This is a genomic window from Streptococcus sp. Marseille-P7376 (assembly GCF_902460385.1).
In the GTDB taxonomy this organism is placed as follows: Bacteria; Bacillota; Bacilli; order Lactobacillales; family Streptococcaceae; genus Streptococcus; species Streptococcus sinensis.
Genome location: NZ_CABPTS010000037.1, coordinates 1 through 7,808 on the forward strand (window position 1 = coordinate 1; position 7,808 = coordinate 7,808).

10 protein-coding genes are annotated in these 7,808 nt (G+C 40.6%); 3 read left to right on the plus strand and 7 right to left on the minus strand.

The genetic code is table 11. The features are described 5' to 3' along the window. Nucleotides 1-780 precede the first annotated feature (780 nt). The 7 genes from FZ952_RS11230 to truA all read right to left on the minus strand — a co-directional run bounded on the left by FZ952_RS11230 (nt 781) and on the right by truA (nt 6,784). Nucleotides 781-1,464: a B3/4 domain-containing protein gene (locus FZ952_RS11230; RefSeq protein ID WP_148881718.1), complete on the minus strand. Its 684-nt coding sequence runs from the start codon at nt 1,462-1,464 to the stop codon at nt 781-783. A gap of 513 nt (nt 1,465-1,977) precedes the next feature. Beyond that, nucleotides 1,978-2,574 (minus strand): DNA-directed RNA polymerase subunit delta, encoded by a 597-nt coding sequence (gene rpoE / locus FZ952_RS11235; protein ID WP_037615185.1) that lies wholly within the window; start codon nt 2,572-2,574, stop codon nt 1,978-1,980. A gap of 163 nt (nt 2,575-2,737) precedes the next feature. Next, on the minus strand, nt 2,738-4,021 hold the full coding sequence (gene tig / locus FZ952_RS11240) for a trigger factor (protein WP_148881719.1): 1,284 nt from the start codon (nt 4,019-4,021) through the stop codon (nt 2,738-2,740). 196 nt (nt 4,022-4,217) lie between these two features. Then, on the minus strand, nt 4,218-4,784 hold the full coding sequence (locus FZ952_RS11245; RefSeq protein WP_148881720.1) for a TIGR01440 family protein: 567 nt from the start codon (nt 4,782-4,784) through the stop codon (nt 4,218-4,220). A 27-nt stretch (nt 4,785-4,811) separates the two neighbouring features. Next, nucleotides 4,812-5,294: an ECF transporter S component gene (locus FZ952_RS11250; protein WP_148881721.1), complete on the minus strand. Its 483-nt coding sequence runs from the start codon at nt 5,292-5,294 to the stop codon at nt 4,812-4,814. Further along, nucleotides 5,284-6,045 carry a bifunctional hydroxymethylpyrimidine kinase/phosphomethylpyrimidine kinase gene (locus FZ952_RS11255; RefSeq protein ID WP_148881722.1) on the minus strand — a complete coding sequence of 254 codons (762 nt, stop codon included), beginning with the start codon at nt 6,043-6,045 and terminating at the stop codon, nt 5,284-5,286. Before FZ952_RS11255 ends, FZ952_RS11250 begins: the two co-directional genes overlap by 11 nt. Then, on the minus strand, nt 6,035-6,784 hold the full coding sequence (gene truA, locus FZ952_RS11260; protein WP_148881723.1) for a tRNA pseudouridine(38-40) synthase TruA: 750 nt from the start codon (nt 6,782-6,784) through the stop codon (nt 6,035-6,037). Before truA ends, FZ952_RS11255 begins: the two co-directional genes overlap by 11 nt. Before the next feature lie 108 nt (nt 6,785-6,892). On the opposite strand from truA, the gene FZ952_RS11865 reads away from it, so the two are divergent. The 3 genes from FZ952_RS11865 to FZ952_RS11270 form a co-directional block, all read left to right on the plus strand. Further along, nucleotides 6,893-7,129, plus strand: a complete 237-nt coding sequence (locus FZ952_RS11865; RefSeq protein ID WP_262366366.1) for an NUDIX domain-containing protein — start codon at nt 6,893-6,895, stop codon at nt 7,127-7,129. A gap of 83 nt (nt 7,130-7,212) precedes the next feature. Continuing rightward, nucleotides 7,213-7,374, plus strand: coding sequence for a hypothetical protein (locus tag FZ952_RS11870; protein ID WP_262366367.1), 162 nt, complete (start codon nt 7,213-7,215; stop codon nt 7,372-7,374). 202 nt (nt 7,375-7,576) lie between these two features. Further along, nucleotides 7,577-7,808: transposase (locus FZ952_RS11270; protein ID WP_148881724.1), on the plus strand; the 232-nt coding region annotated here is incomplete at its 3' end.

Genomic DNA, 7,808 nt, shown 5'->3' on the forward strand with positions numbered 1-7,808 from the left:
CTACAACTTCAGTTGTAGTGCCCTGCACATTGGTTCGTCTTGTTCAGTTTTCAAAGGTCTTTGTCGCCCTCGCAAGCGACAACTATATCAGTATATCACCTCAACTAATTCTTGTCAATACTTTTTTTGAACTTTTTTTGCTTTTTTGAAACTTTTTTTGAATATCTTAAATAGACATTAATCCTCGATCCCTTGTCAGGGCTAGAGAATCGCGGTGTTGCTGAATAAAAAAAGAAAATCCAATTGTTAAATAGCTTCGTTAATAGAAAAAATACCACTTAGCTTTAATAAATAAGATAAAGTGAGACTTAAGTCTCTAACATGTATGACAGCGAAAGTTTATCAGAGGTAATTCCACTTCATCTACTACATACCAGATTTGCAAGCAGAAATCGAGAAGAATTCTATCTCATCAGTGATAATTTATCTCAGCAAAATACCATTTAGTGAGCTGACACAAGGAAATACTAGACTAGCTCTCTCATGCCGAAAATGCGAAACGAATAGTTTCACACAACAAGTCAGCCGATGAAATTTTGACTTTTCTATTCAGAAAAGAGTTGGCAACTGCATTTGGAATGTAAGAGGACAAACCTCACGAAGTCTGGCAGTCGCCGCGTCTAGTCAAAAAGCATAGCGAAAACAATGGCTGAGTTTTGAAGATGGACAGAACAAAATATGAAGAAAACTATGCTTATTTTTTCTAGCGTTGCATTTTCAGAGCGATACTAAGCAAAACGATTTTGCAGAGCAACTGAACCTATTCTCAGCTGCTGCGCTCTAATGTTCTTCTGCATGGATTACATATTTCTCGAATTTTAGATTTGGCATAGCGTTTGCCAAATCGTAAGCAATCCGGTCTAGGGCTTCTAAACGCATATCAACAGATGTGTGAGCATTACCCTGAATGATAAAAATCGCATTCTTTGTATGATCATCAAATTTATAGTTCTCACTGTCACGAACATCCAACCAAGCTAGAATTCCTTTTTCGTCTCGATAAACGTAATCCGTCGGGGAAACATGTTTCTCCTTGGATAAAATAGGCAAGAAAACATCCTCTTTTTGACTGACTGTAAACTCAATCTGATTTCCAATTTTATCAAGATCGTGCCCACCGATGGCCAGCAGAGAATGCAGTACTTCTACATTATAAACATCAATAATACTGTTAATTCGAGGAATTGAGCCGCGATGCTGAATATTGCGAATTAAGGCTGGCACAGTGGGCAGATTTTTCTTGACACTGCGGCCGACAGCCTGCAGTAAATCTCTATACCCCTGAATAGTCGGACGGTCGGATACCTCAGCAAGATCACAATTCAAAGCCCATGCTTCTGCTTCTTTCTGCCTCTTCAAAAAAGCCTCAGAGAGAGGAGCATGTGGATCTACATGTTTGGCAATCCCAATCACCACGCTTGTAATTCCAAGTTCTGCTAAGCTTTTATCAATGACAAATTTCATAACAAGTCTCCTCCGTATAGTATTGTTATTTGCAGGAAATTTTTTATATTATACCATATTTTAATAGCTTTTGTTTTTTTCTTTAGGAAGCAAAGAAAATTGTTGCTGAAAGACTCCATTTCCCTTCTCAAAGCAGGGCTGTGTTGTATTACTTCAGTAATTCTTCAAATGACTGGTGGAACCTAGGAGACAAAGGAAGCGAAGTTGCCATCAAATCTGTTCAAAGAAGCAAAAAATTGCAAACTAAATAAACGAACTTTGATTAGTTTTTGCCGTCCACTTTTCCAGTTCCTATCGAAAATACCATCTCCAACCTAAAAATTTCCATTAAAGCTTTCGTCCAACTTAGCGCTCATTCGCCACTACTAAAAGCAAATATAAATGTTATCTCTCCTTTCAGAATATCATTTCTGTTTGCATCATCTTGTCTTGTTAGACTATAAATTTTTCATGGATGGCCAATTACATTCTTACTTCAAGCAAAAGAAGCAGTTTTAGCCTGCTTCTTTTTGATTATTCGTCTTCTTCACCTTCAACATCAACATCATCGTCAGAGTAGTCCTCATCTTCTTCGTTGAGCTCCACTTCTTCTCCCAGATCATCCGGAGCGATTTCGTTGATTTCAGCATCATAGGCTTCCACTTCACTCTTCTCGTCATCTGCATTATCGTCATCGTATGACAGAGAAGGGTCTGCCTCGTAAGAGTCCTCATCTTCTGGATCATCATCGCTGTAGTCAATCGCGTCTTCGTCACCATCCATGAAGGCATTAACACGCTTCTTCTTACGTTTTTTAGAGCCTTCGTCTTCGTCTGTTTCTTCAAGTGCAATGATTTCTTCATCTACCTCATCAATCGCATACCAAGAACGAAGCCCCCACTTATTGTCACCAAGCGGAATAAAACTCCCGTCAACATTCAATTCTGTATAGAATAATGGCAAAAACTCACGGATTTCGCTATTTGATTTTCCCAGATAATTTTGAATTTCATTAACAAGGTCATTAAAGTACATCTCATGATCACGGCCACGCAATTCTAAGATTGCACGCGCTACTTCAATCATAGAAAGTTCACTTTTTTCCTGCCCAGCAAATACTTCTAATTCCAAAATCATTCTCCTTTAAGTTCATAAAGGCTTTCAGCCCTATTCCAATTTTTCGCTACTTTCTATTGTACGATAAATTTCCAGATTCGTCAAAGAAATTTCACTCACTTATTGTATTCTAGACAGAGAAAAAGCCAATAGTTGAAACCATGGCTTCTTAACTGTTCTATTTTACTTTTGCAGAGTTTGTGATTACTTCAACAGCTTTTTTGATTGCAATATCATGTTTCAGCATATCTTCTGAAAGTAATTGACGGACACGTTCAACTTCCATATTGTAATCTGTTGCAAGTGAAGTAATTTCTGCTTCAATTTCTTCATCACTAGCTTCAAAACCTTCTGCCTTAGCAACTGCTTCTACAACAAGATTTGTCTTAGTGCGAGATTCTGCATCTGCTTCGTACTGTTTGTGAAGATCTTCTTGAGTTGTACCAGTGATTTGGAAGTACATATCAGGTGAAATACCTTGACGTTGCATATTTCCAAGGAATTCATTAACGGCACGGTGCACTTCTTCATGAATCATTTCTTCTGGAAGTTCAACGATTTCTGCATTTTCTACTGCAAGATCAATCGCTGCCGCTTCAACTGCATCGTTGTAAGCAGCTTCTTTTGCTTCTGCTAATTCTTTGCGGTATTTTTCTTTCAGTTCATCAAGAGTTTCAACTTCTTCGTCAATGTCTTTTGCAAGTTCATCATCAAGTGCTGGAACTTCTTTTTCTTTTACTTCGTGAATTGTTGTAACAAATTTAGCTTCTTTACCTGCAAGGTCAGTTGCTTGGTAGTCTTCTGGGAAAGTGACAACAACATCAACTGTCTCACCAGCTGAATGTCCGACCAATTGATCTTCAAATCCTGGGATGAATTGTCCACTGCCTAAGCCAAGGGAGAAATTGTCGCCTTTTCCGCCATCAAATTCGACACCGTCTACAGAACCAACAAAATCAATTACGACTGTGTCGCCTTCTGCAGCTGCATCTTCTTTCAGAACCAATTCAGCCAAGTTGTTGCGTTCACGTTCAATGCGCTCATCCACTTCAGCATCAGTAACTTCCTTAGAAACTTCTACAGATACTTCAAGGTCTTTGTAAGCACCCAATTTTACCTCAGGTTTTGTCACAACATCAGCAGTGATTACCCAGTCTTGGCCTTTTTCCATAGATGCCACGTCAAATTGAGGCTGAGCAACTACTTCGATACCTGCTTCTTTTACAGCAGCTTCGTATGCTTCTGGAAGAAGCGCGTTCAAAGCGTCTTGGTAAAGTGCTTCTTCACCAAAGCGTTGGTTGAAGATAGCACGTGGAAGATGTCCTTTACGGAAACCTGGTACAGCAATATCTTTTTTTACTGAGTTAAATACGCGGTCCAAAGCAGGTTTGATTTGTTCTTGGCTGATGGTAAAAGTCAAAACTCCGCGATTTGTTTCTTTGTTTTCAAATGATACAGACATTCTGTCATTTCTCCTTAAAATTTATTGAATACAAGCTATTATATCATAATTGCAAGTTTTTTCAAAACTTAATTTCTATTTTTTACTGATTTCGAATAGTTTTTTCACAAATCAATGACAGTAAGTAAAAACAAAGATGAAATTAGGCTATTCTTCTACTTTTCCTGACTTTTTTCCAGAAAGTCCCTCTTAAATATTAGGCTTTTCGAATCCTATCTTCTAGGTAATTTGCTCGTGCACCGCCGATTAATTTGGGACGGCTGGCCAAAGCTGTGACATGGGCTGAACCTATTTCTTTCAAAACAGGACGAATCGGTATTTGCACATGCTTGATATGCATACCAATAGCTGTATCTCCAATGTCTAAGCCCGCATGAGCAGTGATAAATTCCACCTCAACAGGATCTTTCATGTACTTGAAAGCTGCAAGTTGCCCACTCCCGCCTGCGTGTAAGCTTGGCAAGACATTAACAATTTCCAAGTCCTTCTTTTCTGCCAATTCACGTTCCACGACCAGAGCACGATTAAGATGCTCGCAACCTTGAACAGCTAGGTAAATCCCCTGCTCTGACAGACCATCCAAGAGCGTCTTGACAATGACTTCCCCAATTTCAAGACTGGAATTCTTGCCAATATGACCACCAAGAACCTCGCTGGACGACAGACCCAAGACAAAGATACTGCCTGACGAAAGAGCAGACTTTTCTATAACATCTGCTAGAATTGTCTTAGTTTGCTGTTTGATTTCCTGTAAATCTTGCATGCTTGAATCCTTTCTTTCATACCGGTCTTAATTGCCAGAACGTCCGTTTTCCACTGTTTTGGGAAGCAATTTCACCAAGACGAAACCAACGACCATTCCCAAAATATTTTGAAAGAAATTTGGAATCATCTCAGGCAGAGCAGCTCCACTACCAAAGATTAAAGTAGAAGCCAAAGCATAACCGCAAACCATCGTTACGGTTGCTAAGATCAGCCCCACATACCGGCCCTTATCCTTAAAACCAGCAAAATAACCTTGCAAACCATGAATCACGAGACTGAAAAACATCCATTGAGGATAGCCCGCAATCAAATCAATCAGAAAACCCGATAAACCTCCAACTACAGCCCCTTCACGCTTACCAAAGTAAAAGGCTGTAAAGAAAATTCCGGCATCCAAGAGGGTAAGAAAACCTGTTGGTGTTGGGATTTTCAAAAAATATCCCAAAACAACTGATAAAGCTGTGATAATTGATAACAAAATAATTTTGTGTGTCTGATTATTTTTCATATTGTACTACTCCATATTGATCTGCATTTTGAATGGCACGATAGACAAAGTCTTTGGAAAATTGAACAGCTGCAAGCGGAGACTCGCCTAGAAGCAGCTGACTGGCAATGCTGGAAGCAAAAGTGCAGCCTGCTCCGGTATTGTTGCTATCTAGCACTGGCGATTCCATGATTTCAAAATCTTGACCATCATAGTAAACATCCACCGCTCGCTCCTTGCTCAAGCGATTGCCGCCCTTAATCACCACATGCTTGGCCCCTAAATCATAGAGTTCCTTCGCCGCTGCCTGCATATCTGCCAGAGTTTTGATTGCTTTTTGGGTCAATAGCTGAGCCTCTGCCAGATTAGGCGTGATGATGCTGACATAAGGGAAAAACTTGATGATTTCTTCTCTTAGAGCACTGACTTCCAAATCATGATTTTCCTTGCAGACCAGGACAGGATCCAGCACTACCGGTATATCCGCATGCTCCTTGACAAAAGTCAGAGCCTGCTCTGCTATTTCCAGATTGGGTAAAAGTCCTATCTTAATAGCAGAAAAAGGAACATCCTTGAGACTGGCTAACTGCTGAGCAAAAATAGCCTCCTCAACTGGAATGACCTCAAATCCCTTATCAGTCATAGCCGTCAGGCAAGTCACAGCTACGAACCCATGCAGGCCATTGACTGTATAGGTAGCCAAATCGGCATGTAGTCCGCCACCGCTGAAAATGTCATTGCCCGAAAGAGCTAGAATCAGTTTATTCTTCATAACGAATCTCCTTTAGATAAAGACCATTTGGACCAGCTGTTGGCCCCGCCAGATGACGATCCTTTTCAGCTAAAATCCGCTGAATCTGCTCTACCGGCATACGCTTATTGCCAATCTTGAGCAGGGTGCCGACCATATTGCGAATCTGCTTATAGAGGAAGCCATTACCTGAAAAGGTAAAGACCAGAAAATTTCGCTCTGCATCATAGCGGACCTTGGCCTCAGTGATAGTTCGAACCTTGTCTTCTACACTGGTTCCCGAAGCCGTAAACCCTGTAAAATCATGTGTCCCCTCTAACTGAGCAATCGCTTCTTCTATCAGACTCAGGTCCAAAGGATAAGGATAATGCGTGGCATAATGGCGCATCATGGGATTTTTAGGCCGGCCGATGTCCACCAGAAACTCATAGGTCTTGCTATGCTTATTGTAGCGAGAGTGAAAGTCGTCCGACACCTGCTCCACACTGATAAAATCAATATCTTCCGGCGTCTGCGTATCCAAGGCAAAACGCAATTTCTCTTCATCCCGCTCTTCTGGTAAATCAAAATGCAGCACCTGACCCAGAGCATGAACTCCACTATCAGTCCGCCCAGATCCATGAATCACTATAGGCCGCCCTTTATTAATACGGGTCAAGGTCTTTTCAATCTCTTCCTGAACACTTCTGGCATGAGGCTGTCGCTGAAAGCCAGCAAAACCATAACCATCGTAGGAAATAATAGCTTTATATCGTATCATGTGTTTATTTTAGCAGGAAAAAAAGCCCTCAGCAAGCCTAAAACAGAAAGACTGTCCGGGGACAGATTTAGGGTTGACAAAAGTAATAAAAACACTTATACTGGACAGATGACGGAGGCTATAGAATTGACAAAAGATATCTCTTATACTGTTGAAAATCAGCGTTTTCGCTATCGAGCTGCCGCTCTGATTATCGAAGAAGAAGCACTTTGCCTCATGAGACTACCCAGCGAAGACTATCTTTACTCCGTTGGCGGAGCAGTTCAATTTGGAGAAACGACTGAAGCAGCCTGCCTCAGAGAGGTTTTGGAAGAGACTGGCCAACTTTACGAATTGATCGCTTAGCTTACATCCACGAAAATTTCTTTTCTAACTCCACAGGAATTTTGAAAGATTTGGACTGTCATGAGATTTGTCTATGTTATTTCATGAAACCCAAAGGTCAACAATTTCCCAGCCCAGATAAGTTAGAAAAGATTCAGTGGATTCCTATTCAAGACCTGAAAAAACATCGGATTTTCCCTGATTTTTTGCCATACTTCTTCACTGAAACAGACCGCGGAATCCAACACTTTGTGACCAAGAACTGAGTGATTTCCGAATCAGTGAAAGTAATAACTTTAAACCTATCATAAAAAGCTTGGTTTCCTAGTTTAAAAAGCTCTATAATGAGTCTGGGACAATAGTCCCTTTGCTACAAAAAAAGCAACGGATTTGCCGTTGCTTTTTGCATGGTTGCGATAGTCTTGCTAAAATAGAATTGCCCAATAAACCATTTAGAGAGGCTATCCCATGCACATTCACTATAACACAAATCAAACGACTTTACCACTAGAACTTGCTTGCATTTTACCACAAGGCCACATCGTCTTTACCATTGAAAAAGTGGTGAATACATTGGAGGAACGTCACTTCCACGCTTTCTATCATAACTTTGGTCGGCCGTCTTATCACCCTAAAATGCTTTTAGCCGCTCTACTATTTGCCTACTCACAAGGGATTTTCTCTGGACGAAAAATCGAAA